Raw genomic sequence first — 25661 nt, 5'->3', positions numbered from 1 at the left:
ACGTTCTCCTCGATGATTGTTTTGACGACAATAGGACGCCGTGAGCGTTCGATGACCTGAAATCATCGAGCCGCACAACGCTTAAGGAAACAACGGATGCCAATCAGATCGCGGTGGCTCGCGAAGGCCGTTAGCCTCCGTGATTTGAGTGCTCATCCGGACACAGCTACGAGGCATCGGGCGATTTGGTTACAGAGTTTCGAAAGAAATTTTTCTTTTCTTGGATTTGGATGACCCGTCCATGTCCAACCCCCGATGCATTGGGAGTATTTCGTTGCGCGGCAGAATGGCAACAGAGGCCGTTCGCGCGGGAAAATCGGTAAGCTTCAATGACCGGTGGCGGCAAATCTCGTTGCGTTGCACAACGGGAATGTTGGCTGCTGCGCGAGCGTGTGCTCCATAAGACGCCGGCGTGCGGCCGCGACCTCAGACGGCGGCGCCGAGCTGAGCGAGCAACTCTCCGATCAGCTTGCGCCCGTCGGCGTCCTGCGTCATCGCCAACGCATTGCGATAGTCCGCGATCGCAAGGTCGAACCGCCGCATCATTCGGTAGGTCAGCGCGCGGTTGCGCAGAAAGGCGGGATTTGCGGGATTGATCTCGATCGCCTGCGTGAAGTCGGCGATGGCAAGGTCGTATTTGCGCAAGGTATGATGGAGCTGGCCGCGGTTGCTGAGGGCGCCGGCGTGTCGCGGCGCGATCTGCAGCACCTTGCCGTATTCCGCGATGGCCAGCTCTTCGAAGCGGCCCTCGTTGACGAAGGCGTCGAAATCGGAGCCGGCCTTCTGCTGCAACGCCGCTGCCCGGCCGAAGTAAGCGTTGACCCACTTTGGATTGAGCACGATCGCGGCGTCGTAGTCCTGCATCGCGCGGTCGGTGCGGCCCTTGTCCCGGTAGGCGTCGCCGCGGTTGGTGAGAGCAAGGGGATCGTTAGGATTGAGCCGGATTGCAGAATCGAACTCCGTGATGGCGCGGTCGAGCTGCTTCTGGCGCAGGAACGCGACACCGCGGCTGTTGAACGGGCCAGGGGCGGTCGGGTGGGCCCTCGTCGCCGCGTCGAAATCCGCCACCGCCCGGTCGTAGACGCCGAGGGCCAGATTGGCGTTGCCGCGGATGAGGTAGACACGGGCCAGTTCCCTGGCCTCGGCGGGCGGCGCATTCGTGATGACGAATGAGCAGGCCGCAGCCCTCGGGGCGGGCGGGGTGGCATTGTCCAGGCACATGCGCTGCTGCGCTTCGGCCTGCGCGCCTGCCGGCGCCAGGATGACCGTGGCGGCGGTGAGAAGCACACTGGCAAGGACCCGCATTGCGCGCTCCATGTTTCCTGACTGTCCCGTTGCTGGCCGCTGCGTCGCTTTCATGTCACGAGCGTCCCGGCTGGCGCGCGATCGTGTCGGAAGCCGTCTGGGGCGGGGACTTGGCACGCGCTTCGTCCAGCAGACGCCGGTTGGTCTCGGCGTTGCGGCGTATGAGCGTGTCTATTGCCCGCGCGATTTCGTCGTCGTGCCGGCCGAGCACGCAGCCGCCCATCGCGATCGCGCCATAGTCGAGCACCGCGTGACGCTTCGGGTCGGTGGCTTCGACGAGGAGGTGGGGGACCACATGGCCGGCCTGTCGCAGGGTCTGCACCATGGGCGTCTGCTGAACGGCGGTCGGCACTTGCTGGTCGTTCGGGTCGCTGATAACCATCATGCGCAAGGCGCGGTTCTGCGCGAGCCATTGCACCTTGCCCGTGATGTCGAAATAGGTCCTTGCGGGATCGCCGGGCCTTGCGGGACCCCGGGTCACGATCTGTCCCGAGCCGGAAATCAGGCAGGCGACGTCGCGCCGCATCTCGGCCAAGCCGAACACCAGCCGGCCTCCGCCGGACTCTCCGAACAGATGGAAGCCTTCGAACTGGTAGCGTTGCCGGAGCGCCTCGAGCGCCATGTCCATCAGGTGCAGCTCGACGAGGGTCTTGCGTGACAGATGGGTGCCGGACGTGCCTTCGACGCCGATGCGTCCAAGATAGATCGCCGTGGTCTTCGCCATCTTCGAAAAATGGTCGGCGATAGCGACGAGTTTGTCGGTGTTGACGTCACTGGCCTTGGACGGATCCGCCCAGGTCCAACGGGTCGGATCAACCGGACCGTTGTGATCGCCGTTCAGAATGATGACCGGGCGCGAGCCCTGGCCTCCGGCGGTGGAAAGATAATAGCGGACGCAGAAATCCTGGCTGTAGACGTTGAGCCAGAAGGTCTGCGGTTTCGCGGCGCACTCCTCGCGCGTCATCGTGATCCCGCGCAGCGAGTCTTCCTTCCTGATAATCTCCGCGCCGGCAGGGTCGGCCGCAAACACCGAAACGGCCAACAACAAAGCTGCGAGCGAGCCGCGCGCCACATTCGACCAGCAAGCATATTTTGAGCAAGCCATGACGACCAACACCGGTTCATTCCTGTTGGCCGTTTGTCGCTTGAAGCGGGTGGAGGTGCTGTGATGCCGGTCACACTGTGCGTTTCACGGGGCGGGCATCCCGCCTAGTTCATCGCGGCGCGCGAAGGTTTCAGCTTTGCCATCTGTTTCACCGTGGCCTGCAGTTCCTCGGCATTGAACGAGGGGAACGAGCAGATCCGGTTGCTGCAGGCGAACGCGGCGGGCTCGCCGAGATCGGGATATTCGACGTCGGGATTGGGCAGCTTGCCTTCGCGCAGGTCCAGCCACTCCAGGCGCTTGTAGCGGGCCGGCAGCGCCCGCGCGAGCGTATGCAGGGCCTGCGCGCGGGGCGCATCCTTGTGGCCGACGATCGTCATATGGGTCGGCTCGATCGCGAGTTCTTCGTCGGCGAGCAGCACGCCGGGCAGCGGGCGCATCATCTCGGCCGAGGCGCTGCTCGCATAGCGCATCGCATGTGAGGCGTGCTCGCGATAGGTTTCGTCGCCGTAGTAGCGGTTGAGCAGGTTCATGAAGCGCGCAACCTGCACCTGGTCATCAAGCAGCTTTGCCGGTTTGGCCAATACGCCGGTTTTGCCTTCCGCTGTCCTCGAGGTCACGAAGCCACCGGCCTCGTCGCGAAAAGTCGCGACGAAATCGCCGGCCTTGGCCGCTGAGGTGAGCCACTCGCGGTTGCCGGTGGCGGCGTAGAGATCGAGGAGGGCCTGGCCCATCGCCAGCGTGTCGCCGAGGAAGGGGCCGCCGCGATCCTTCTCGCCATGGCTGAATCCGCCGTTCGGCAGCGCGCGGTTGGCGTTGACCCATTTCGCCGCGCGTTCGGCCATCGCCAGCGCTTTTGCGTCGTTGGTGACGTTGTAATAGGCGGCGAGAGCCGAGATCGCCCAGCCGTTCTCGCGCGCGTACAGATTCCTGTCGATGCGTGGCATGCCGAGTTTGCGGCGCCCGGCATCATCAAGCGCATAATATTTGTGCCCGTCGGTGTCGTGATCGAGATCGGCATCCTGGCTGACATAGAACGCGCCCTCGGGGCCCGAGAGAAAGGCCGCAAGATAGCGCTCGATATCGCGGGCGGCCTTGAGATATTTCGGGTCCTTCCAGAGCGCATAGGCTTGGCTGTACTGCCGCAGATACTGCGCCTGGAACGACATGATCTTTTCGAAATGCTGTTTGCTCCAGGAGCCGGCTTCGGAATATTGATACACGCCACCCCAGACTGGATCGATCAGTGCGATCGCAGCATCCAGCGTCTGCCGCGCGCGCTTGATCGCGATGGCATCGCCGGCCTCGGCACGGGTGATTGCAAGATCCAGGCTGTCGGCATCGATGAATTTCTGGTTCTCGCCCCAGCCGCCGAGTTTTTCGTCGTAGGATTCGTCGAAATTTTTCGTCAGCTCCGCGCGCTGCTGCTTGCTGAGAAAGGCCGAGGCCGAAGGTTTGACTTCAAAGGCCTCGCCGACCGAAGGCCCGGGCGAGGGATCGTCGATGATGGCCTTGAGCAGCGCCTGCATTCGCTCCGGCTCGATGTAGCCCCGGAGCTTGGCAATCTCGGTTCCATCGGGTCCGAACACGATCGTCGCCGGCCAGCCCCAATCGCCATAGCGGCTCGACAGGTCCGGATTGGCGTCCTGGTCGACACGCACCGGCAGATATTTCGAGGCCAGCAGATCCTTGACCTGCGGATCGGCATAGGTGGTCTTTTCCATGACGTGGCACCAGTGGCACCACACCGCCTCGAGATCGAGAATGACAAAACGCTGTTCGGCGGCGGCGCGGGTGAACAGATCGTCGCTCCATTCGCTCCATTTGACGCCATCGGATGCGTGGGCCGAACCTGCCGCGAGCGCGGCAACGGCGAAGACGGCGAGGCGGACGAGTTTCATGGCGGCTTTCCGGAAGCGCTGGTGTCTCGACAGCTACACGCGCGCCAAAATCCGGGCTCAGACTTATCCGCGATGTCACGGCATTGTGAGCGCGCGGGGGCTGCCCGATCCTCAGGCTGGCACCTCGTTGTACCCGGCGGATTTCATCAGCAGCCGGTCGAGGGAGGCGGCACCAGGGCCTGCGATCGCGAGCCACGTGAAGGCGGCGAAGTAGGTCATTTCCTCGAAGCCGAGCAGCGTTTGCAGCGAATCGACGTCGCCCCATTTGGCCGACTTGATCGCGACGAGCATGGTCACCGCCAGCATCGCGGCCGGGATCCGGGTGAACAGGCCGAGGATCAGCATGGCTCCGCCAAAGCACTCGACGCCTGATACGAGAGGGGTGAGGATTTTCGGAAACGGAATGCCCCAGCCGATAAAATTCTCGGTGACCTGCGGCAAATTGGTGAGCTTGCCCCAGCCGGCCAGCATGAAGGTGTAACCGACGACCAGCCGCATGATCAGCGGGCCGGCCCAGGAGAAATATGAGGCGATCTGCGCCGGCAACAGGATCAGAAGATTGACGATGAAATTCATGCGGGCCCCCTCCAATTATTATCGTGACGCGAGGCCGCACCGGCGGCCTCTCAAATCAAGTGCGCGCGAAAAACGCTGCGGCCGCGCAGGGCGGCAATCTGGTCATGGCAGGAGTTTCGCAACGGATAGCCCGCTTGTTACGGGGCGTTAGCCGAAATTTTGCAGTGCGGGGAACGTTTCCAGCAGCCAGATGCTGACGCTGGTGACGGCGCCGGTCAAGAAACCGATGCCGGTAATGACCATCAATACACCCATGGCGCGCTCGACGGTGGTGAGATGCCGCTTCATCCGCGCGAACAGCTCGGAGAATTGTTCGATCATGAAGGCGGCCAGCAGGAACGGAATTCCAAGCCCGAGGGAATAGACCGCGAGCAGGCCCGCGCCCTTGGTCACCGTGGCTTCGGCGGCGGCGATCGACAGGATCGCTGCGAGTATCGGCCCGATGCAAGGGGTCCAGCCGAACGCAAACGCAAGTCCCATGACATAAGCGCCCCACAGCCCGACTGGCTTCGGCGCGGTCAGCCGTCCCTCGCGCATCAACAGCCCGATGCGGGTCAGCCCCAGGAAATGCAGGCCCATGATGATGATGATGATGCCGGCGAGAATCGAGAGTTCTGCCGACCAGGCGCGGATCAGGCCGCCGATGATGGAAGCGCTGGCACCGAGCGCCACGAACACGGTGCTAAAGCCGAGCACGAACATCAGCGCCGCGGCCATCACCGCGCGTTTCGAGGCCTTCGTCGCCCCGTCATTGTTGACCTGCTCGATGGTCGCGCCGGTCAGGTAGATCAGATACGGAGGCACCAGCGGCAGCACGCAGGGCGACAGGAAGCTGACAAGTCCGGCAATCAGGGCCGCCGGGATGGAAACATCGTGCATTGCATGACCTTCGAGAACCGCCGCAAGGCATAGCGCCGTCTTGGCTTGTACGGAACAGGCAATCGGTAAGTTTCGTCGGCTTCCGGCTCAACTCTGGTCACAGAGCCGTGTCCAAGGCATATGAACACGCCGGGATAGCCTCGCCGGTGAAACAGACGCTAGTATCGTTCCGTATTGCGGTAACCGACCCCGCGAACCAGGACCCCGCAATGCGCATCGGCATTCGCAACGCCATCTCGGCCCTCGTGCTGACGTCGATCGTCGTCAGCGCCGTCGGCGTGCATTTGCTGTGGTGGCGGACCGCCCAGCAGGTCAGCCAGACCCTTGCCGACACCATCAACGACCAGATCGTCTCCGCAGTCGGCGACGAACTGCAATCGATCACCTCGGAAGCGCGATCGTCCATGTCGGCGGTGCGCACCCTGTTGCTCGGAAAAGTGTTCGAGGCGCGCGACGCCGAGATGCGCGAGGTGGTCATCCGATCGCAGTTGCGGTCGCAACCGACCATTTCCTGGGTGGCGTTCGGATGGCCGGACGGGACGTTCTTTGCCGGGCACAAGCTTGGCAATGGCGTCATCGAAATGATCGAGATCGCGGGTGACCGAAAGGCGAAGATCAACCGTTATGAGTTCGGAGGTGGCGACACGCTGCTCAAGTCCAGCCGCGTCGAGGACACCAATTATTCCGTTACCGATCAGGAATGGTTCCGCGAGGTGGCCGGCTCCAACGACGAAAACTGGTCGACGCTGACGAAGCATCCCAACGGCGAACGTCTGGCGGCCGCCTTCGCGGCGCCGATCCGGATCGACCAGAAGCCAGCCGGCGTCATCGCCATCATCATCGAACTGACGCGGGTCTCGAACTTCCTGTCGCAGCTGACGGTCGGAAAATCGGCCGGCGCATTCATCCTCGATCGCGAGGGCGGCGTGGTCGCGGCGCCCGATCCGGATGCCAGCGAAGTGACGCCGCTGAAAACCAACCATCCGCTGTTTGCGGTCGCGGTGGATGCGATGAAGAATGCCGGCAGCGCCTACAATCCCGGCGAAGGCGAGCCGTTGAAACGCCAGGTGACGCGGGACGGCAAGGTCTATCAGGCGGTGCTGACGCCGATTTCGTTTCCAGGCTGGTCGCTGGTGACAGTGGTGCCGGAGTCGGAATTTCTGGGCCCCGTACAAATGACGATCCGGAACCTGCTGATCGGGCTTGCGGTCCTGATCGTGATTGCCGGGCTGCTGTCGGCATGGCTTGCCCAGCGCCTGATCGCCGCGCCCCTGATCAAGGTGGTGGGTGAGATCAGGCATGTCGAGCGCTTCGATCTGGACAAGGTCGAGCGGCATCCGTCGCGGCTGACCGAGATCGAGAACCTGTCAGGCGCCATCGGCGACATGGCGCAGGGGCTGGCCGCGTTCCGCAAATACATTCCGGCTGATCTGGTGAAGCGGTTGATCAGCGACGGCAATGGCGCGCGTCTCGGCGGCGCGGTGCGGCCGATGAGCGTGATGTTCATCGATCTCGCCGGCTTCACCGGCATCTCGGAGCGACTCGGCGACCGCATCATCCCGCTGCTGTCGCGTTATTTCGATTCCGTCTCGGCGCAGATCCAGGCGCAGGGCGGCACCATCGACAAATTCATCGGCGATGCCGTGATGGCGTTCTGGGGGGCGCCGACAGCGAACCCCGAACATGCCGTCGATTGCTGTCGCGCCGCGCTGGCCTGCCAGCGCGCGATGGCGGAGGTCGGCCTCGTCGACGACCACGGCCAGCCGGTGAAGATCCGCATCGGCATCAATTCCGGCGACATGCTGGTCGGCAATATCGGATCCGAAGTGCGGCTGAACTACACCGTGATAGGCGACGCCGTGAACATCGCGAGCCGGCTCGAGGGCACCAACAAGGTCTACGGCTCCACCATCATCATCGGCCCCGAAACGCGGCGTCTTGCCGGCGACCGCATCGTGGTGCGCGAACTCGATCGCCTGGCGGTCTACGGCCGCGCCGGGGGCTTGCAAATCTACGAATTGCTTGCGATGGCGGACGCGGCCGGCGGTGCGATCGACTGGGTGAAGGCCTATGAAGCCGGCCTCGCATCCTGGCGGGCGCGCGAATTCACGGCCGCGATCGCGGCGTTCGAACAGGTGATGAAGATCAAGGATGATGCGGCGGCATCGGTGATGATCGCGCGCTGCAGGGAGCAACTCGAGAATCCGAGCGACCAGGAATGGGACGGCACGACCGTCGCCAAATCCAAGTAGGAAATAGGCGGAGACGTTGATTTGAAAGTTCTGCTCACCCATACGCCGCAAGCGAGGGCGCAATATTACGGCGAGCGCAGCCTAAGCGGATTGCAGGCGATCGCGCACGTGGAGTTGCATCTGAGCGACAATGCGCTGGATGCATTCGGCCTGATCAACGCCGCACGTGACGTCGAAATTATCGTCGCCGACCGGCTCACCGCCGGACCCGGCGAGATATTTGCGCGGCTGCCTAAGCTGCGCGCCTTCGTTCGCTGCGCGGTCGACATTCGCAACATCGACGTCGAGCAGGCTTCGCGCGCGGGCGTGCTGGTCACCCAGGCCGGACCCGGCTTCGTCCAGTCGGTGGCCGAACTCGCTGTGGGTTTCATGGTCGACCTGTCGCGCGGCGTCTCGCGTGCCAGCGCCGACTATCATGCTGGGCGGAAGCCCAAGGTGATCATGGGCCGGCAACTGGCCGGCAGCCGCATCGGCATCATCGGCTATGGCAGCATCGGCCGTTACCTTGCCGGGATCGCCAGGGTGCTGGGCATGGAGATTCTGATTGCCGATCCCTTCGCGAGCATAAGCGAGCCGGACATCCAGCATGTGCCGCTCGACGATCTGCTCACGCGTTCCGACTTTGTCGTCTGCCTCGCGGTCGCCAATGAGGCGACGGAAAATCTGATCGGGCAGGCGGCGCTGGCGCGGATGCAGAAGCATGCGTTCTTCATCAATCTGTCGCGCGGCAATCTCGTCGATGAGGCGGCGCTGAGCGCGGCGTTACGCGACAATCGCATCGCGGGAGCCGCGATGGATGTCGGGCGTGCGCTGGACCAGATGCCGACACCGGAACTGGCGCAACTGCCTGATGTGATCGCAACGCCGCATATCGGCGGGTTGACGCCGCCCGCGATCGAAAGCCAGTCACTGGAGACGGTGCGGCAGGTCGAGAAGATCATCGCCGGTGAGATTCCCGTCGGCGCCGTCAATGCCATCAGCTGGACGCGACGTCCTTGATGCTCTGCAGCATTCGTGAGCTATTCCTGGCTGACCAGATGCCTCGGCGCTTGAACAGTTGCGAAAGCTCTTGACCCCGTCATTCCGGGATGGTCCGAAGGACCAGACCTCAGATGTGCAATTGCACATCGGGGAATCTCGAGATTCTCCTCGCACTTCGTGCGCCCTGGAATGACATCCTGATGCGTCTTCCTTTCTTTTACGGCTGGATGATCGTCGCGGTGACGTTCGTTACCATGGCGATCGGCGTCAATGCGCGGACCGCGTTCTCGCTGTTCTTTCCGCCGATCGTCTCCGAATTCGGCTGGGAGCGCGGTGTCACCGCGGGCGCGTTCTCGTTCGGCTTTATCGTATCCGGCGGCGTCAGCCCGCTGATCGGCCGCTTGATGGACCGTTACGGCCCGCGCGCGGTGATGGAACTCGGCGTCGCGCTGATGGGCTCAGGCCTGCTGCTGGCGCCGCTGACGACGCAGCCATGGCACCTTTATCTCACCATCGGCGTGCTGGTCGGCGCGGGCAGTGTGTGCCTGGGCTATTCCGGCCAATCGCTGTTCGTGCCGAACTGGTTCATCCGCCGCCGCGGCCTGGCGATGGGACTGGCGTTTGCCGGCGTCGGCATCGGTTCGGTGACCTTGCTGCCCTGGGTGCAGTTGATGATCGACCAGACCGGCTGGCGCACCGCCTGCACCGCAATGGGCATCGTGGTGCTCGTGGTGCTGGCGCCGATCAATCTGTTGCTGCGGATGCGGCCCGAGGACATCGGGCTGCTGCCGGATGGCGACGCCGCACCGACGGCGACTTCAGCAAAGCCAATATCGAACATCGTCGATCCCGTCTGGGCCGCTACCGACTGGACGCTAGGTCGCGCGCTGCGCACCGCGCGGTTCTGGTGGATATGCCTCAGTTATTTCTGCGGACTGTACATCTGGTACGCGGTGCAGGTGCACCAGACCAAATTCCTGCTCGATATCGGCTTCTCCGCCAATGTCGCGGTCTGGGCGCTCGGCGTGGTCAGCCTGCTCGGCATTCCCGGCCAGATCTGGCTTGGGCATCTCTCCGACCGCATCGGGCGCGAATGGATCTGGGCGATCAGCTGCCTGGGCTTTGCGATCTGCTTTGCGGCGCTGATCGCGCTGAAATTCACGCCTGTCTTGCCGTTGGTCTATCTGATGATCGTGACCCAGGGCGTGCTCGGCTACGGCCTGACCTCGGTGCTGGGCGCGGTGGTGCTCGAAATCTTCCAGGGCAAGCACTACGGCAGCATTTTCGGCACCATCATGCTGGCGGCGCTGGCCGGCGGCGCGGCCGGCCCGTGGGCGACCGGGTTTCTGTTCGACCGTTACGGCAGCTACACGCTGGCCTTTGCGATCGGCATCGCCGTCAGCGCCTTGTCGGCGTTCGCGATCTGGCAGGCATCACCGCGCAAGATCCGCGCCGTCGCGGGGCAGCTGCATAAGATGCAAGGCGGCGGTTAGAATAGTTATGCCGACGCCGCGCCGATGGCGCGCTGCAGGTCGCTGATCGCACGCAGAAAACTGTCGGATGGCGTGGTCTCGGGATCGATCAGGCGGTGCAGGCGGAAGCCGTCCTCCATCGCCAGAACGATAGCCCCCCACCAGGCCGGATCGAGCACCGAATCCTTGCCGCTGTTCTTCGCCGTGGTCTCGACGATGTCGGCGATCAATTTTCGGCGAGCGCGCAGCCGCTTGGCGAGTTCAGGGCGGCGCTTTTCGGCGCGCGCGACGAACAGGATCATCTCCATGTGCAGCAAAGGCGAGCGGCCGAGCGGATCCTGCTGGCTGCGGTCCATGGTCTTCAGCGCATCGATGAAATCCGGCAGGCTCTTGTGCTTCGCGAGCAGATCGTGAAGGCGCAGAATCGATAGCTCGACGTGATTCTCGAGCATGGCGATGATCAACTCATCCTTGCTCGTGAAATTCGAATAGAATGCGCCGCGCGAGAAGCCGGCCGCGGCGGCAATGGTTTCGATGCTGGCGCCGCCGATGCCCTGTTCCTCGAACACGCGCGCAGCCGCCTCGAACAGCTTCTCGCGGGTATCGTCCCGGGTAGGTCTGGTTCGCAACCTTGACATCGGCCCATTTTAGGTCAGAATGCAACTCAATACAACAGTGTATCGAGTTGCGTTGGCCGGATCACGAAGTCCGGCAACTGAAAATGCGATACGCTGACAAAGCCAATAAAAACTGCGGTGTGGAAACCAATCGAGGTCATCATGAACGAGCACGTTCAGGCTGCGACGAGCGAACCGCTTTTCAATCCGTTGTCACCGGAATTCATCCGCAATCCCTATCCGCATTACGCGCGGATGCGCACCACCGATCCCGTGCACCTGACGCCGCTCGGTCTCTACGTCGCCAGCCGGCACGCCGAAGCCAGCTTGGTGATCCGCGACAAGCGCTTCGGCAAGCAGCATGTCGAACGCACGATCCGGCGCTATGGGCCCAACATCATGGAGGAGCCGGCCTTTCGCAGCCTGGGCCTCATGATGCTGCAGCAGGATCCACCCGACCATACTCGTCTGCGCGGACTGGTGGTGAAGGCATTCACCGCACGCCGGGTCGAGGACATGCGCCCGCGCATCCAGCAAATCGTCGACGAGACGCTCGACCGGATCATCCCGCAGGGGAAGATGGACCTGATCGAGGATTTCGCCTTCCGCCTGCCGGTGACCGTCATCTGCGACATGCTCGGCATCCCCGAAGAGCATCGCGAGGCGTTTTACACCAGGGCGCGCGGGGGTGGCCGCATTCTCGATCCGGTGCCGTTGTCGCCGGAGGAGATCAAGCAGGCCAACGAAGGCACAATGATTTCCGAGATGTATTTCCAGCAACTGTTCGAGTTGCGGCGAAAAAACCCCGGCGACGATCTCACCACGCAGCTGGTGCAGGCGGAGGAAGACGGTCACAAGCTCTCCAACGAGGAACTGACGGCCAACATCATCCTGCTGTTCGGCGCCGGCCATGAGACGACCGTCAACCTGATCGGCAATGGCCTGCTGGCGCTGCATCGCAATCCGGACCAATTGGCGCTGCTCAAGGCCAGGCCCGAGTTCATGACCAATGCGGTCGAAGAGTTCCTGCGCTACGATTCCTCCGTGCAGCTGACCGGCCGGGTGGCGCTGGAAGACATCGACGACCTCGGCGGCAAGCCGATTCCAAAAGGCGAGACCGTGCTGTGCCTGCTGGGTTCGGCCAACCACGATCCGGCGGTCTACCCTGATCACCCCGAGCGTCTCGATATTACCCGGCCTAATGTGAAACCGCTGTCCTTTGGCGGGGGCATCCACTTCTGTCTCGGCGCCCAGCTGGCGCGCATCGAGGCGGAGATTGCGCTTTCCACCCTGCTGCGCCGGATTCCCGACCTGCGGCTGGATGACGCGGTGAACCCGGAATGGCGGCCGACCTTCGTGCTCCGGGGCCTGAAGCATCTGCCGGCAAGCTGGTAACCATATCGCCTCGACATCGACGAGCCCTCAGGTTCTGAATAAATCGGAACCGGCGGGACTATGGCGCTGATGCCGCTGTGACTTCGCCATACTTCTCTCTATATATTAGGCTGCTCCGGCCCTGAGTTCGCGTGGCGCGGTCTGTGCCGGAGCGGTTCATGGGGAGACACCGTGCAGACGACGCTGCTCGGCCTGGCAATCGCCTTTATCATTGCGCTGGTGGCCGCGCTTGTCGGGCCGTATTTCATCGACTGGAATCAATTCCGACCGCAGTTCGAGGCCGAAGCAAGCCGGATTATCGGCGCGCCGGTGCGCGTCGGCGGCAAGCTCGACGCGCGGCTGTTGCCGGCGCCGTCGTTGCAGTTACGCGGGGTGACGGTCGGCGGCGCCAACGACCTTGGCAAGGTGCGCGCCGACAAACTCGACGTCGAATTCAGCCTGGGTTCGCTGATGCGCGGCGAAGTGCGTGCCACCGAGCTTTCCATCAACGGCATGTCGCTCGATCTCGGGCTCGATCCAAAGGGCCGGATCGACTGGCCGGCCTCGACCGGAACGCTCAATCCGGGCTCGCTGGCGATCGATCGGCTCAATCTCACCGGCCGGATCGCGCTGCACGACGCTGCCAGCCGCAGCACCCTCGAACTGAACGACATCGCCTTTTCCGGCGATGTGCGTTCGCTGGCGGGCTCGATCCGTGGCGACGGTAATTTCGTGCTGTCTGGCACGCGCTATCCGTTTCGGGTTTCTTCCGGCCAGACCGCCGACGGCAACGGCACCCGTGTCCATCTGAACATCGATCCCGGCCCGAACACGCTCTCGGCCGATCTCGACGGCATATTGTCTTTCGAGACGCGGGCGCCGCGTTTCGACGGCACGATGGTATTGGCGAGCCCGCCCCGCCCAAAGGCCGGCGACTTCGATACGTCGCCGCCATCCTGGCGTGTCAGTTCCCGCGTCAAGGCCGATTACTCAACCGCACGGCTCGATGCGCTCGAAGTGACGTATGGCGCGGACGAACGCGCGCTGAAACTGGCGGGCAATGGCGACGTGCGCTTCGGCACCTCGCCGCTGCTGCGGGCTTCGCTCGCCGCGCGCCAGCTTGATGCCGACAGATTCTTCGCCAAGGACAGCAAGGACGTTGTCGCCACCGAACCGGTCCGTGTGCTGCCGGCGGTGCGCGCGCTGATGTCGGGCCTTCCGCAAGTCCCGATCGCGGCGCAGATCGGATTAGCCTCCGAGCAGGTGATGCTGGGCGGCCGTCCGTTGCAGGACATCGCTGCCGAACTCCATGGCGATGCGAAATCCTGGAGCGTACGCAAGCTGGAGTTTCGCGCGCCGGGCACGACGCGGGTCTCGCTGAGCGAGGCGATCGCAAAAGGCGCGTCGCCGGATCAGTTCAAGGCCGCGCTCAACGTCGACTCGTCAGATCCCGACGCGTTGATGACCTGGCTGCAGGGCCGCGGCGACATCGGCTATCGCAGCCAGAAGCCGTTGCGGCTGCGCGGCGACGTCACCATTGCGCCTGATGGATTTGCCATCGACGCGATGAAGGCCGAGATCGATGGCGGCGCCGTTGAAGGCCGTATCGCGGTGTCACACCGGCAAGCGGGCAGCGGCTCGAAGATCACGGCGGAGTTGAAGGCCGAGCGCCTCGACCTCGATGCGGCCACGGCGCTGGCGCGTTCGCTGGCCGGCCCGCAGGCCGAATGGCCGGACGAAGGGCGGCTGTCACTGGATATCGGCCGCGCCATTTCCGCCGGCCAGGAGTTGCGGCCGCTGGTGGCCAGGCTTGGTTATGGACCGAAGGCGTTTTCGCTCGACCAGTTGAATATTGGTCAGCCTGACAAGGTCGCGTTGGAAGGCATCGGCCGTTTCGATCGCTTCGCTTCGATAGGGAAGCTGGAGTTTCATTCGACGGCGTCGTCGTTTGGCCAGATCACCGCGCTGGTGGCGCCGTTTGCGCCGTCGCTGGCCGCGCGGCTTAATGCGATGGGGGCGAGCCCGGGGCCTGCGCGCGTCAAACTCGCGCTCGAACTCAACAAGAGCGCCGGGCAGGCCGATCTTGCCAACGCGCGCGCGGTGGTCGACATCGAGGCGCCGCAGCTCAAGGGTATCACCACGATCACCGCAAAGCCGGCACTGACGGCGATCCAGGGCATCGATCTGCAGGCGCTGGGGCGCAGCGAAATCGGGATTGATTCGAAGATGTCGTCGGGGCAGGGCCGTGCCTTGCTGGCGCTGCTGGGGCTGGATCGCGCGATGACCGCCGGCGACGGCCCGGCGCAATTCGAAGGCTCGGCGACGGGGGCATGGGGTGGATCGCTGCGGCTCAAGGCGAAGATCTCCGGAAAGGGTCTGGACGCCGATGCCGACGGTACGGCGGAGCCATGGGAGGCCAAGGGCAGTTTCTCCCTGAAAGTTCGCAGCGCCGATTTCGGGCCGTTGCTCGACCTCAAGCCGACGGACACGCTGGCACAGAATATCGGCCTGTCCTCGCGCGTGTCGCTCGCAGGCAACAAGCTCACGTTCGACGATCTCGACAGCAGCATTGCCGGTTCACGGCTGCGCGGACACGTCGCGGTTACCTTGGGCGATGAAAAAAATATCGAGGGTGAAATCGGCCTCGACCAAATCGCGCTGGCGCCGGCCTTTGCGTTGGCGATGGGGGCTGCCGGACACGATGCTGCGGAGCCGCTCACCGCGGGGCTGGTCAAGGGCTGGCGCGGAAAGGTCGCGTTCCAGGCATTGCGTGGCTTGCTGCCGGGCGGCAGCGAATTGCAGCCGGTGAGCGGGATTGTGAAGAGCGATGGCCAGTCGCTGACCTTCGATTCCATCAAGGGCAAGATCGGCGGCGGCGAGGCCACGGCCACGATCGACGCCAGGCAGGGCCCAAATGGCATTGCGCTGAACGCGAGCGTGCAGCTCAGTAGCGTCGATGGCACGGCGCTGCGCTATCGCAATCTCGCGATGCCCGGCGGCCGCGCGTCGCTGCAGATGGCGTTGGCAAGCCAGGGCCGCAGCGCGGCGGCGCTCACGGGCGCACTGTCCGGCAGCGGAACCGTGACACTGGAATCCGCGAGGATTGCCGGGCTCGATCCGCGCGCCTTTGAGGTAGCGGTTCGCGCCAGCGATGGCGGGCAGGCCAAGGACGATGCGAGGCTGAAGCAAATCGTCGAACCGGCGCTGCTGGCCGGCGCATTGTCGGTCGGCTCGGCGCAAATCCCGTTCAACATCAGGGATGGCCGGCTGCGCGTCGGCGCCACCACGCTCGACGCCAATGGCGTGCGGGCCACCGTCTCCGGCGGCTATGACATTCCGGCCGATCAGGCCGACATCCGCGCCGCGCTGGCGCTGACGATGGTGGGGCCCGCGACCGGCCGCCCCGAAATTCAATTGTTTGCCGTGGGCACGCCCGATGCGCTCAATCGCAGCGTCGATGTGACGGCGTTGTCTTCCTGGCTGGCGGTACGGACGATCGATCACGAAACACGAAGGCTGGATGCGATCGAGCGTGGCGAACCGCCGCCGCCGATGCCGGCGCCGATATCGTTGCCGCCGGATGCGGTGGTGCCATTAGCGCCGGAAGCGGCGTCGCCGAGCGAGGCGCTGTCGCCAGTGCCGGTGCCCGGCCGCGATCCGCGCCGGCCGCCGGCAGCGAAGCCAAAGGCCGCCACACCGCCGCGCCCGCCGGCGCCGGTTGCCACCGCGCCTGCGCCCGCGCCAAATCCGCCCGCGCCGCTGGCGAGCCAGCCGCAGGTTGCGCCGCTGCCTCCGCCGATCGAAGTCAGGCCGGCGCCCGGTGCTGCGCCGGTAGCCAAGCCGAGGCCGAAGCCGCCGCTGTCGCTGACGCCGCAGGTCGCCAATCCACCGCCGCGGCCGGCGCTGCAGAATAATTAGAGCACGATCTCGCGCTGGATTCCGATCGCCTGCAGAAATGCCTGGTCATGGCTGATCACGATCAACGCGCCGTCAAAGCCACGCAGCGCAGTTTCCAGTTCCTCGATCGAGGAGAGATCGAGATGGTTGGTCGGCTCATCCAGTAGCAGCATGAAGGGCGGTTGAGGTCTTGCGAACACGCAGGCCATTCCCGCGCGCAGCCGCTCGCCGCCGGACAGCATGCCGGCGATTTGCAGCGCCGCACGGTTGCGGAAGGCAAAGCGGGCGAGGGCGGCGTGCGCCTCGTTGCCGGTCAGCTCCGGATTGAGGCGGCGCAGATTGTCGAGGATCGATGTAGCCGGATCAAGCAACCCGACATGCTGGTCGAGCACGGCGATGCGATCGGTCAGGCGGGTTATGTCGCCGCTCACGGCGCTCAGTTCGCCCGTGATCAGTCGGAACAGCGTGGTCTTGCCGGAGCCGTTGGCGCCGTGGATCGCGATCCGCTCGGGCCCGCGCACCTCGAATGACAGCGGGCCGAACAAAGCGCGACTTTCAAAAGACATCATCACGTCCTTGAAGGCGATGAGTTCACGCCCGCGGGGCAGGTTGGTCTCGGGTAAGTTGATCGCGAGCGGCGTCAGGACTTCCACTTTGGCGCGCGCCTCTTCGAGCGCGTCGGTGCGGTCGCCGAGCAGGCGATCGGCAAGACGACCCTCGCGGGCGCTGCTCGCTTCCGCGATCTGCTTTTGGGCACCCAACATTATCCTTGCCTGGCTGCCCGAGCGTGCGTAGTCGCGACCGACGCTGTCGCGGCGTGCCTTCTTCTCGCGCGCCTTCTGTATAGAGCGTTCGGTGTCGCGCAGCGCGTCCGACGCGCGCTCGAGCTCGGCTCCCGCGCGTGCCCGGGCGGCATCGCGCGCCTCGGCGAAGGTGGACCACGCGCCGCCAAACACGGTAATGCCGACCGGCGTCAGTTCGACGATGCGGTCGACGCGCTCCAGCAGCGCGCGGTCGTGGCTGGCGACGAGCGCGCCGCCCTGCCAGCGTTCGAGCAGTTGCGCCACCGCTTGCCGTCCATCGGCGTCGAGATTGTTGGTGGGCTCATCGAGCAACAGCAGGTCCGGCGCCTCGATCACGAGGCGCGCCAGCGCGACGCGGGTTCGTTCGCCGCCGCTCAGCGAGGCGACCCCGCGATCGAGCGGCATCGCGGGCAGGCCGGTTTCGACCAGCGCGGTCTGCAATCTCGCTTCCAGCGTCCAGTCGGCATCCGCGGCATCGTCGAGCGAGCCCTCACCGCGTTCGAGACGGCGCAGGCGGGCGAGGTCGCCGGCAACACCGAGCGCTTGCGCGACCGTCTGGCGGTCATCCGCCAGCTGCGCGAGCATGCCGATCGAGCCGATGCGTTGCACGGATCCGCCGGCAGGTTCGCTCTCGCCCGCGATCAGGCGCAGCAGGGTGGATTTGCCGGAGCCGTTGCGTCCGACGAGCCCCGTTCGCTCGCGCCCAAGCGCAAGCGTCAGTCCGTCGAACAGTGGCCGGCCGTCAGGTGTATTGAGGGAAATCGAATCCAGAATGAGAAAGGCGGGCATGAAGAGCTTCCGAAATGGACAGGGATCGCGGCGCGGTGTGCATTGCGATGTCCATTGCTCTCTCCATGTGTCCGTGTGGCTGGATCGGCATTTCCTAGAAACTTGCCGGCCCCAAGGCAAGGGCGTCCTCGCCGGTCTCTCCGATTTGTGAGGACGCCCCGACCAAGTCGGGGAATGTACGGTGCGAAGCGGGGTTGATGGATACGGCTGGAGGAATTCCTACCCTCGAGAGCAGGAGGCGCGCGTGGTCAAATCCGTGATCAGGTTAGTAACACTGGCAATGTCCTTGATGGCGCTGGCCGTTGCGGCACCGCCGGTTCCAGCCTTTGCCGCCGGAGGTGGCGGCGGCGCCGATTCACCGATGGCGACGACCCCACCGCCGGAAACCAGGTCGGCGCCGCGGCCCGCCAGAAGCAGCACCCAAAAGGCCAAGAAGAAAGCCAAGGAAACCAGCCTCGGCGACCCCGCCTTTATCCAGGGGTATCGTGCAGCCTATGCGACGATCTATGACCGCAACGAGTATGCCGGCGCCATCGAGCAGCTGAAGGCGCTCGGCCACGACGATCATCCCAACGTGGCCAATCTGATCGGCTACTCCTATCGCAAGCTCGGTGACTACAAACTGTCGCAAGCCTGGTACGAGCGCGCGCTCAAGGCGGATCCGAACCACGTGCTGACCTGGCAGTACTACGGCCTATGGCAGATCGAGCAGGGCAACCGTGATTCTGCGCAATATCATTTGAGCCGGATCGCTGCGATCTGCGGCACCGACTGCACGGAGTATCGTTCACTCGCGGCCGCGCTTGAGAAGCCGCCCGGTTCGAGCCTCGTCTATTGAGGTGTGCGAGACAATCGCCGCGGGCATATTCCCTTGTGAGAAACGCCTGCGGCTAGTTTGGGCTGGCGATCAGCTTACAGCCCGACGAAATGCGTTCTAGCTTTGCGGTCTGGCCTCAGGAGCAGCTGCGGCCGCCGGCATCGCGCGGGTGCGGAAATAGTCCAGCACGAACAGACGTATCGCCGAGGACAAATTGCCCTGCTGGCGGTTGCTGTCGATCTCGCCGACCAGTTCGGACAGCGTCATGTTCCGCAGGCCCGAGATTTCCTTCATGCCGTTCCAGAACGCCTCTTCGAGGCTGACGCTGGTCTTGTGGCCGGCGACCACGATCGAGCGCTTGACGACCGGCGACTTCATGATGCGTCTCCGCCGTCGATGCGATGTTGATCCAGCAAGTTCCCGGCGCGATCCTTGGCCTGCTCGTCGAGCGCGCGTTCGGATTTGGTACGGCCGAACCGCGCGCGGTTGGCGTCGGCCTGCTTGGCCGAGGCTTCGCGCTCGTTGCGCTTCTTGAAGCGCTTCAGGTTGACCACGTCCCCCATGCTCGCCTCCATCATCCGGCGACTTGAAGGTGTGAAAATCCATTACGTATGCAAACGTGATCACGCCGCGCGCGTGCAAAATCGATAGTCATCAGAATCCCCGTGTAGCGCTCTCTGATAGCATCAAAAAATAAGCTTCGCTCTGCGAAAACCAAATATTTTGTGCTCGTACCTTGTGTCCGCGAGATGGCGATCGATGAGCAAACTCAATCTTTGGGAGTTATGATCAATAATCACGTCACGCACGTCCGTAGTTTACCGGGGTCGCGCGACCGTTAGCCCGGGTGTGTCATCTTGTCGGGCTGGACCAGGCGATCGAACTCGGCCGCAGTAACGAACCCAAGCCGCACAGCCTCTTCTTTCAACGTGGTTCCGCGCGCATGCGCCGATTTGGCGACCTTGGCGGCGTTGTCATAACCGATCTTGGGCGCGAGCGCCGTCACCAGCATCAGTGAACGCTCCATCAAATCGCGGATGCGCTTTTCGTCGGCGCGTATTCCCACCACGCAATGCTCGGTGAAGGAGCGAACCACGTCCGACAACAATTGGATGGAATTCAACATACAATATGCCAGCACGGGCTTGTACACGTTCAGCTCGAAATGGCCCTGGCTGCCGGCAACCGTTATGGCTGTCTGGTTGCCGAACACCTGGCAGCAAACCATCGTCAGCGCTTCGCATTGGGTCGGGTTGACCTTGCCCGGCATGATCGACGAACCCGGTTCGTTTTCGGGCAGGATCAATTCGCCGAGGCCGGAGCGCGGGCCCGATCCCAAGAGGCGAATATCGTTGGCGATCTTGAACAGGCCGGTTGCCACCGAGTTGATCGCGCCATGCACCAGCACATAGGCGTCGTTGGAAGCCAGCGCCTCGAACTTGTTGGCGGCACTCGTGAACGGCAGTTTTGTAATCTTGGCGACGTGCCTTGCGAATGTCCTCGCGAATTTCGGCTTCGAGTTGAGGCCGGTGCCCACAGCGGTGCCACCTTGCGCCAGCGGGAATAGATCCTTCACCGCCACGCGCAGCCGTGCGATGCCGCTTTCCACCTGTGCGGCGTAGCCGGAAAATTCCTGACCCAGCGTCAGCGGCGTCGCATCCTGGGTATGGGTGCGGCCGATCTTGACGATCCTGGCGAACGCCTTTTCCTTCTTGCGCAGTTCGCGATGCAATTCGCTCAGGGCCGGGATCAGATCGTCAATAATGCGTCCGGCGGCGGCGATATGCATCGCGGTCGGGAATGAATCATTCGACGACTGGCTCATATTAACGTGATCGTTGGGATGAACCGGCTTCTTGGCGCCAAGGTCGCCGCCGAGCATCTGGTTGGCGCGGTTGCCGATCACCTCGTTGAGATTCATGTTGGTCTGGGTGCCCGAACCGGTTTGCCAGACCACCAGCGGAAAATGATCGTCGAGCTTGCCCTCGATCACCTCGCGCGCGGCGCGGGTGATGGCGGTGGCGCGGCGCGCGTCGAGCAGGCCGAGATCGCGGTTGGTCTGCGCGGCGGCGAGCTTGACGATGCCGAGCGCATGGACGAGCGCGGTCGGCATGCGGTCATGGCCGATGCGGAAATTCTGCCGCGAGCGCTCGGTCTGCGCGCCCCAATAGCGATCGGCGGGGACATCAATGGGCCCGAAACTGTCGGTTTCGCTGCGGGTGGATTTGGATCGCTTGGGTGTCGCTGGTCGGGCCATCAATGAATTCCGTTACGCGTGGATGCGGAACGGTCATTGTAGCGCGCCGCGGATTTTCCCGCGCGTAGATTGTCTCCAGTTATTTCTTGCGGAAACGATCGAGCCGCACCACTTCCGCGCCCTCGCTCGGCTTGGCCGGCTCGTCCTTGCTCTCGTCCTTGCTTTCGGCGGCTGTAGCCGGTGCAGGAACGGGCAGGCTGGGGGCTGCGGGAACGGCGGTCAGGTTGGCGGTGGGCGTTTCGGCTGCCTCGTCGGATGGCTCGAATTGCAGCCCGAACTTCACCGAAGGATCGAGGAAGCTCTTGATCGCCGCGAACGGAACCACCAGCCGCTCGGGGATGCCGCCGAACGACAGGCCGACCTCGAAGCGATCCTCGCTCACCACCAGATCCCAGAACTGGTGCTGCAGGATGATGGTCATCTCTTCCGGATATTGCGCCAGCAGCCGCGGCGACAGTTTGACGCCGTCGGCGGTGGACAGGAAGGTGATGAAGAAATGATGCTCGCCGGGCAGCCCGTGTTCGGCGGCGTCGGTCAGCACGCGGCGCAGCACCCCGCGCAGCGCGTCGCGCGCCAGCACGTCATAACGGATGTGGTCGGTCGCCATGGTGGTCCTGTCACGTTGAGATGGTGGCTGCCGGTCGCCCGACTCGCCATTTTGACCCATGCTACCCCGGCGGGGGCCGCAGGTCAGCAGGCGTCATGAGTGGAATTTCCGGCAGAAGCGTTCCGCCGGGCGGCAAATCGCAAGAAAACCGGCAAGAAAACTCACAAGAAAACTCACAAGAAAATCTCGCAGGAAAAGCAGGCGCAAACAAAGTGGAGGCTTCTGTTGCCAGGTGCCTCCGAACCCCGCCTAGCGGAGCTTAACCCACCAGGACTTTAGACTTGGTTTTTCAAACTGCGTTACGCAGCCTGAGCAACCGGAGCATAGTTGTCGTTTGCAACTATTGCATAGCCCGATAACGGCGGAACCATACCGAGAAAAAACACGCCCTTTACGCCCTCGTCGATCCTGTTTCGCCCCCGCCGAAACCCGCCTTCAAAGGGGTGGGCTTGGGTGGAGGCGCCGGGTACTGCCCCCGGGTCCGAATGGTTTATTGCGACGGCAATTTATTTCCATAGCCGGCGAACCGGCGCCCCTAATATAGGGGGCAAAGGCTGAGAAAAATAGTGCCGGGATGGGCGTGGAAAGCGCGGGAACCGGCCGAATTGGGATTGGCCCTGGCGGTGCCGCCGTTCTAGATTTTGGGCCATGCCTTCGAAAAAATCCCCGGCTTCGGAATCCCCGCCGGCCGCCGTCCCGGCGCCGGATCTTCCTGCATCGCACCCGCCAAACCAGCCTGGCCTGCTTGAGCTGTTCGTGGCGTTCGCGAAAATGTCGCTGGCTGGCTTCGGCGGGGTGCTGGTCTGGGCCCGGCGCGGCATCGTCGACCAGCACCGCTGGATGACGGCGGAAGAATTCAACGAAACCTTCGCGCTGTGCCATTTTCTGCCAGGGCCCAATATCGTCAACCTGTCGGTCGTGTTCGGCTCGCGCTTTCGTGGCATTGCCGGCGGCATCGCAGCCTTTGCCGGGCTGGTCGGCCCGCCCATGGTGATCGCCACGATCCTCGCGGCGCTGTATGCGCGCTACGGCGAGATCGACGCGCTGCGGCGGATCCTGGCCGGCGTTTCCTGCGCGGCGGTCGGGCTTCTGATGGCGGTCGTCTTCAAGATGATGATGCCGCTGATCAAAAAGCGCGACCTGGTCGGGCTTGTGATCCTGCTCGCGGTGTTCACAGCGATCGGCCTGCTGCGGCTGCCGCTGCAGACGGTGCTGCTGGTGGCGGTCCCGCTCAGCCTCGGCGTTACCTATTTTCTGCGCCAGCGGGTGGCCGCATGAATTCGGACGGCAATCCGATTTCGACGCTCGTTTGGACTTTCGGTTTGATGTCGCTGTTTGCGGTTGGCGGCGCGAACTCGGCCATACCCGAGATGCACCGGATCGCGGTCGACGTTCACCACTGGATGAATGACAAGCAATTCGCCGACATCTTCGCCATCTCCCAGCTCTCGCCGGGGCCGAACGTGCTGATCGTGACCCTGATCGGCTATTCCGTCGCTGGGGTGGCCGGCGCGCTGGCGGCGACCCTGGCGATGTGCGGCCCGACCGCCATCCTTGCCTATTATGTGAGCCGCCTGCTGCAGCGGTCGAGCCAATCCCGCTGGCCCGCCATTATCCAGGCGGCCCTTGTTCCGCTTTCGATCGGCCTGATGGGCGCCAGTGGCCTGATTTTGGCGCTGACTTCGGACCTTAGCTGGGTGGCCGGCCTGATTACGGCGGCCGCCGCGGTTCTGGCCTTTGCGACGCGGCTCAATCCGGTCTGGATATTGCTGGCCGGAGGTGCTTTGGGTTTTGCTGGCGTTGTCTGAGGAAAATCGCTAGGCAAGACCTTGGGACTGTGCACAAACGCCATCCAATCAGAAACGCCATCCAATCAGAACGGGCGGGAAGCCCTGTCGGGGGGGAGATATCGATGAGTGATACGCCGAGCCACGCGCCGGTCAAATCTATCATGCCGAAATGGGTTCGCGGTCCGCAGGACTTCGTCGGCGGGGTCGCGCTGATAGCGATCGCGCTGTTCGCCCTGTGGGCGTCGAGCGATTTGCAGGGCATGCGGGGATTCTCGTTCGGAGCCGGAACCGCACCGCGCATGTTCGCCTTTCTGTTGCTCGGATTGGGCGTTGCGGTGATGGTCGTCGGCCTCCTCACCGAGGGCGCGCACCTGGCGAAATACCATTGGCGCGGTCCGCTGTTCGTATCGCTGGCGATTCTGTCCTTTGCGCTCATGATCCGCCCGATGGGCCTGATCGTCACGGCGTTCTCGAGCTTCCTGATTGCGGCATTGGGCACGCCGGAAACGAAATGGACGGAAACCATCATCGTCGCCGTGTGCCTGACGGTGTTCTGCAGCCTGTTGTTTCCTTACGCGCTGGGTCTGCCCTTGCAGATGCTGCCCAAATTTATGATCCGGTGAGGGTGTGATGGGTGACGTTTTTTCAAACCTTAGCCTCGGCTTCGGCGTCGTATTCCAGCTGGTGCAGTGGACCCCCGCTTTTCTTGGCGGCGTGTCCATTCCTATTCCCGTCAACATTCTGCTCTGCCTGATTGGTGCGCTGGTCGGAACGCTGGTCGGCGTGCTGCCGGGCATCGGCACCATCGCCACGGTCGCCATGCTGCTGCCGATCACCTTCGGCCTGCCGCCGGTCGGCGCACTGATCATGCTCGCCGGCATCTACTACGGTGCGCAATATGGCGGTTCGACCACCTCGATCCTGGTCAACATTCCAGGCGAGGCGGGCTCCGTGGTGACCGCGCTCGACGGTTTTCAGATGGCCAAGAAGGGACGCGCAGGTCCGGCCCTGGCGATCGCGGCGATCGGCTCGTTCTTTGCGGGCTGCGTCGCGACCGTCCTGATCGCCGTGCTGGGTGCGCCACTCACAAAACTCGCGCTGGCGTTCGGGCCCGCCGAATATTTCTCGCTGATGGTGCTCGGCCTGATCTTCGCGGTGGTGCTTGCCAAGGGCTCGGTGCTTAAGGCGATCGCGATGATCGTGTTCGGCCTGCTGTTGTCGATGGTCGGGTCCGACATCGAGACCGGCGCATCGAGAATGGCTTTCAACATCCCCGAACTCGCGGACGGCCTCGGCTTTGCCACCGTTGCGATGGGTCTGTTCGGCTTCGCCGAGATCATCCGCAATCTCGATGCGGGCGGCGAAACCGACCGCCAGCTGGTGCAGCAGAAGGTCACCGGCCTGATGCCGACCAAAAAAGACCTGTTGGATTCCACGCCGGCGATCCTTCGTGGCACGGTGCTGGGATCGATCCTCGGCATTCTGCCGGGCGGCGGCGCGGTCATCGCATCCTTCGCCGCCTATACGCTGGAAAAGAAGGTATCGAAGCATCCGGAGAAATTCGGTCACGGCGTGATCGAGGGTGTCGCGGCGCCTGAAAGCGCCAACAACGCGGCGGCCCAGACCTCGTTCATTCCGCTATTGACGCTCGGCATCCCGCCGAACGCTGTGATGGCGCTGATGGTCGGCGCGATGACCATTCACGGCATCGTGCCGGGACCGCAGGTGATGCAGAAGCAGCCCGAACTCGTCTGGGGCATGATCGCTTCGATGTGGGTCGGCAATTTGATGCTGCTGATCATCAACCTGCCGCTGGTCGGGATCTGGGTGCGGTTGTTGCGCGTGCCCTATCGGCTGATGTTCCCCTCGATCGTGGTGTTCTGCGCGATCGGCATCTATTCGGTGAACAATGCGCCGACGGACGTGGTGCTCGCCGGCGTGTTCGGGCTGGTCGGATACTGGCTGATCAAGCATGATTTCGAGCCGGCGCCGCTGCTGCTCGGAATGGTGCTCGGACCGCTGATGGAAGAGAACTTGCGCCGGGCGCTGCTGATCTCGCGCGGTGACTGGTCAGTGTTCCTGACGCGTCCGCTATCGGCGGTTTTGATGGCCATCGCTGCAGGTCTGCTGGTGCTGGCGGTACTGCCATCGCTCCGCAAGAAGCGCGATCAGGTGTTCGTGGAATCCGAGAACTGACCTGCGTCGGCTCGCCACAGTCCGAAGTCGAATCGACTTCGTTCGT

At 63.6% G+C, this 25661-nt stretch carries 21 protein-coding genes and 1 other RNA gene; 10 read left to right on the top strand and 12 right to left on the bottom strand.

The annotated features are described in order from the left end of the window. Nucleotides 1-426 precede the first annotated feature (426 nt). The 5 genes from JQ611_RS14575 to JQ611_RS14555 all read right to left on the bottom strand — a co-directional run bounded on the left by JQ611_RS14575 (nucleotide 427) and on the right by JQ611_RS14555 (nucleotide 5763). Nucleotides 427-1305 carry a tetratricopeptide repeat protein gene (locus tag JQ611_RS14575; protein ID WP_212465821.1) on the bottom strand — a complete coding sequence of 293 codons (879 nt, stop codon included), beginning with the start codon at nucleotides 1303-1305 and terminating at the stop codon, nucleotides 427-429. A 55-nt stretch (nucleotides 1306-1360) separates the two neighbouring features. After that, the gene (locus tag JQ611_RS14570; RefSeq protein ID WP_212465820.1) at nucleotides 1361-2410 is read right to left on the bottom strand and encodes a hypothetical protein; all 1050 of its coding nucleotides are present in this window, start codon (nucleotides 2408-2410) and stop codon (nucleotides 1361-1363) included. A gap of 104 nt (nucleotides 2411-2514) precedes the next feature. Beyond that, on the bottom strand, nucleotides 2515-4308 hold the full coding sequence (locus JQ611_RS14565; RefSeq protein ID WP_212465819.1) for a thioredoxin domain-containing protein: 1794 nt from the start codon (nucleotides 4306-4308) through the stop codon (nucleotides 2515-2517). A gap of 111 nt (nucleotides 4309-4419) precedes the next feature. Further along, a complete protein-coding gene (locus JQ611_RS14560; protein ID WP_212465818.1) occupies nucleotides 4420-4884 on the bottom strand; it encodes a DoxX family protein in 465 nt (154 codons plus the stop codon). Between the two features lie 147 nt (nucleotides 4885-5031). Continuing rightward, entirely contained in the window at nucleotides 5032-5763 is a 732-nt protein-coding gene (locus JQ611_RS14555) for a cytochrome c biogenesis CcdA family protein (RefSeq protein WP_212465817.1), read from the bottom strand. A gap of 146 nt (nucleotides 5764-5909) precedes the next feature. Between JQ611_RS14555 and JQ611_RS14550 the strand changes: the two genes are divergently transcribed. From JQ611_RS14550 to JQ611_RS14540, 3 genes are all read left to right on the top strand, one after another. Beyond that, complete coding sequence (locus tag JQ611_RS14550) at nucleotides 5910-8015, top strand: adenylate/guanylate cyclase domain-containing protein (RefSeq protein WP_312011964.1); 2106 nt, start codon at nucleotides 5910-5912, stop codon at nucleotides 8013-8015. 21 nt (nucleotides 8016-8036) lie between these two features. Then, the gene (locus JQ611_RS14545; protein WP_212465816.1) at nucleotides 8037-9014 is read left to right on the top strand and encodes an NAD(P)-dependent oxidoreductase; all 978 of its coding nucleotides are present in this window, start codon (nucleotides 8037-8039) and stop codon (nucleotides 9012-9014) included. A 182-nt stretch (nucleotides 9015-9196) separates the two neighbouring features. Further along, nucleotides 9197-10489 carry an MFS transporter gene (locus JQ611_RS14540; RefSeq protein WP_212389941.1) on the top strand — a complete coding sequence of 431 codons (1293 nt, stop codon included), beginning with the start codon at nucleotides 9197-9199 and terminating at the stop codon, nucleotides 10487-10489. 5 nt (nucleotides 10490-10494) lie between these two features. Here the strand turns inward: JQ611_RS14540 and JQ611_RS14535 are convergent, their stop codons facing one another. Next, a complete protein-coding gene (locus JQ611_RS14535) occupies nucleotides 10495-11106 on the bottom strand; it encodes a TetR/AcrR family transcriptional regulator (protein WP_212465815.1) in 612 nt (203 codons plus the stop codon). A 141-nt stretch (nucleotides 11107-11247) separates the two neighbouring features. On the opposite strand from JQ611_RS14535, the gene JQ611_RS14530 reads away from it, so the two are divergent. Both JQ611_RS14530 and JQ611_RS14525 read left to right on the top strand, forming a co-directional pair. Continuing rightward, nucleotides 11248-12480: a cytochrome P450 gene (locus JQ611_RS14530; protein ID WP_212465814.1), complete on the top strand. Its 1233-nt coding sequence runs from the start codon at nucleotides 11248-11250 to the stop codon at nucleotides 12478-12480. A 171-nt stretch (nucleotides 12481-12651) separates the two neighbouring features. Continuing rightward, nucleotides 12652-16377, top strand: a complete 3726-nt coding sequence (locus JQ611_RS14525) for an AsmA-like C-terminal region-containing protein (RefSeq protein ID WP_212465813.1) — start codon at nucleotides 12652-12654, stop codon at nucleotides 16375-16377. Here the strand turns inward: JQ611_RS14525 and JQ611_RS14520 are convergent. Next, entirely contained in the window at nucleotides 16374-17948 is a 1575-nt protein-coding gene (locus JQ611_RS14520; protein WP_212465812.1) for an ABC-F family ATP-binding cassette domain-containing protein, read from the bottom strand. The two genes, JQ611_RS14525 and JQ611_RS14520, sit on opposite strands and share 4 nt — an antisense overlap. 244 nt (nucleotides 17949-18192) lie before the next feature. Here JQ611_RS14520 and JQ611_RS14515 point away from each other — a divergent pair, with 244 nt between their 5' ends. Further along, complete coding sequence (locus JQ611_RS14515; protein WP_312011963.1) at nucleotides 18193-18786, top strand: tetratricopeptide repeat protein; 594 nt, start codon at nucleotides 18193-18195, stop codon at nucleotides 18784-18786. A gap of 96 nt (nucleotides 18787-18882) precedes the next feature. On the opposite strand, the gene JQ611_RS14510 is transcribed toward JQ611_RS14515, so the two are convergent. The 5 genes from JQ611_RS14510 to ssrA all read right to left on the bottom strand — a co-directional run bounded on the left by JQ611_RS14510 (nucleotide 18883) and on the right by ssrA (nucleotide 22199). Then, nucleotides 18883-19143: a ribbon-helix-helix domain-containing protein gene (locus JQ611_RS14510; protein ID WP_212206970.1), complete on the bottom strand. Its 261-nt coding sequence runs from the start codon at nucleotides 19141-19143 to the stop codon at nucleotides 18883-18885. Then, the gene (locus JQ611_RS14505; RefSeq protein WP_192738001.1) at nucleotides 19140-19328 is read right to left on the bottom strand and encodes a DUF4169 family protein; all 189 of its coding nucleotides are present in this window, start codon (nucleotides 19326-19328) and stop codon (nucleotides 19140-19142) included. Before JQ611_RS14505 ends, JQ611_RS14510 begins: the two co-directional genes overlap by 4 nt. Before the next feature lie 275 nt (nucleotides 19329-19603). Then, entirely contained in the window at nucleotides 19604-21022 is a 1419-nt protein-coding gene (gene fumC, locus JQ611_RS14500) for a class II fumarate hydratase (protein WP_212465811.1), read from the bottom strand. 79 nt (nucleotides 21023-21101) lie between these two features. After that, complete coding sequence (locus JQ611_RS14495; RefSeq protein WP_212266443.1) at nucleotides 21102-21629, bottom strand: SspB family protein; 528 nt, start codon at nucleotides 21627-21629, stop codon at nucleotides 21102-21104. Between the two features lie 211 nt (nucleotides 21630-21840). Continuing rightward, nucleotides 21841-22199, bottom strand: a transfer-messenger RNA (tmRNA) gene (gene ssrA, locus JQ611_RS14490). A gap of 78 nt (nucleotides 22200-22277) precedes the next feature. Here ssrA and JQ611_RS14485 point away from each other — a divergent pair. The 4 genes from JQ611_RS14485 (at nucleotide 22278) to JQ611_RS14470 (ending at nucleotide 25615) form a co-directional block, all read left to right on the top strand. Further along, a complete protein-coding gene (locus JQ611_RS14485) occupies nucleotides 22278-22907 on the top strand; it encodes a chromate transporter (protein ID WP_212465810.1) in 630 nt (209 codons plus the stop codon). Next, nucleotides 22904-23437: a chromate transporter gene (locus JQ611_RS14480; protein ID WP_212266448.1), complete on the top strand. Its 534-nt coding sequence runs from the start codon at nucleotides 22904-22906 to the stop codon at nucleotides 23435-23437. Before JQ611_RS14485 ends, JQ611_RS14480 begins: the two co-directional genes overlap by 4 nt. A 104-nt stretch (nucleotides 23438-23541) precedes the next feature. Next, nucleotides 23542-24042: a tripartite tricarboxylate transporter TctB family protein gene (locus JQ611_RS14475; protein ID WP_212266450.1), complete on the top strand. Its 501-nt coding sequence runs from the start codon at nucleotides 23542-23544 to the stop codon at nucleotides 24040-24042. Between the two features lie 7 nt (nucleotides 24043-24049). Then, a complete protein-coding gene (locus tag JQ611_RS14470) occupies nucleotides 24050-25615 on the top strand; it encodes a tripartite tricarboxylate transporter permease (RefSeq protein ID WP_212266452.1) in 1566 nt (521 codons plus the stop codon). Nucleotides 25616-25661: the final 46 nt, after the last annotated feature.

Source organism: Bradyrhizobium sp. AUGA SZCCT0182 (genome assembly GCF_018130185.1).
GTDB lineage: Bacteria > Pseudomonadota > Alphaproteobacteria > Rhizobiales > Xanthobacteraceae > Bradyrhizobium.
Note: the sequence above shows the minus strand (reverse complement) of the source record. Positions and strands in the feature narration are given on the sequence as shown.

Bases quoted from the DNA above. Each gene is read 5' to 3' on its own strand.
- JQ611_RS14575 (WP_212465821.1), bottom strand. From the start codon at position 1,305: ATGCGGGTCCTTGCCAGTGTGCTTCTCACCGCCGCCACGGTCATCCTG.
- JQ611_RS14570 (WP_212465820.1), bottom strand. From the start codon at position 2,410: ATGGCTTGCTCAAAATATGCTTGCTGGTCGAATGTGGCGCGCGGCTCG.
- JQ611_RS14565 (WP_212465819.1), bottom strand. From the start codon at position 4,308: ATGAAACTCGTCCGCCTCGCCGTCTTCGCCGTTGCCGCGCTCGCGGCA.
- JQ611_RS14560 (WP_212465818.1), bottom strand. From the start codon at position 4,884: ATGAATTTCATCGTCAATCTTCTGATCCTGTTGCCGGCGCAGATCGCC.
- JQ611_RS14555 (WP_212465817.1), bottom strand. From the start codon at position 5,763: ATGCACGATGTTTCCATCCCGGCGGCCCTGATTGCCGGACTTGTCAGC.
- JQ611_RS14540 (WP_212389941.1), top strand. From the start codon at position 9,197: ATGCGTCTTCCTTTCTTTTACGGCTGGATGATCGTCGCGGTGACGTTC.
- JQ611_RS14535 (WP_212465815.1), bottom strand. From the start codon at position 11,106: ATGTCAAGGTTGCGAACCAGACCTACCCGGGACGATACCCGCGAGAAG.
- JQ611_RS14530 (WP_212465814.1), top strand. From the start codon at position 11,248: ATGAACGAGCACGTTCAGGCTGCGACGAGCGAACCGCTTTTCAATCCG.
- JQ611_RS14520 (WP_212465812.1), bottom strand. From the start codon at position 17,948: ATGCCCGCCTTTCTCATTCTGGATTCGATTTCCCTCAATACACCTGAC.
- JQ611_RS14510 (WP_212206970.1), bottom strand. From the start codon at position 19,143: ATGAAGTCGCCGGTCGTCAAGCGCTCGATCGTGGTCGCCGGCCACAAG.
- JQ611_RS14505 (WP_192738001.1), bottom strand. From the start codon at position 19,328: ATGGGGGACGTGGTCAACCTGAAGCGCTTCAAGAAGCGCAACGAGCGC.
- fumC (WP_212465811.1), bottom strand. From the start codon at position 21,022: ATGGCCCGACCAGCGACACCCAAGCGATCCAAATCCACCCGCAGCGAA.
- JQ611_RS14495 (WP_212266443.1), bottom strand. From the start codon at position 21,629: ATGGCGACCGACCACATCCGTTATGACGTGCTGGCGCGCGACGCGCTG.
- JQ611_RS14485 (WP_212465810.1), top strand. From the start codon at position 22,278: ATGCCTTCGAAAAAATCCCCGGCTTCGGAATCCCCGCCGGCCGCCGTC.
- JQ611_RS14480 (WP_212266448.1), top strand. From the start codon at position 22,904: ATGAATTCGGACGGCAATCCGATTTCGACGCTCGTTTGGACTTTCGGT.
- JQ611_RS14475 (WP_212266450.1), top strand. From the start codon at position 23,542: ATGAGTGATACGCCGAGCCACGCGCCGGTCAAATCTATCATGCCGAAA.
- JQ611_RS14470 (WP_212266452.1), top strand. From the start codon at position 24,050: ATGGGTGACGTTTTTTCAAACCTTAGCCTCGGCTTCGGCGTCGTATTC.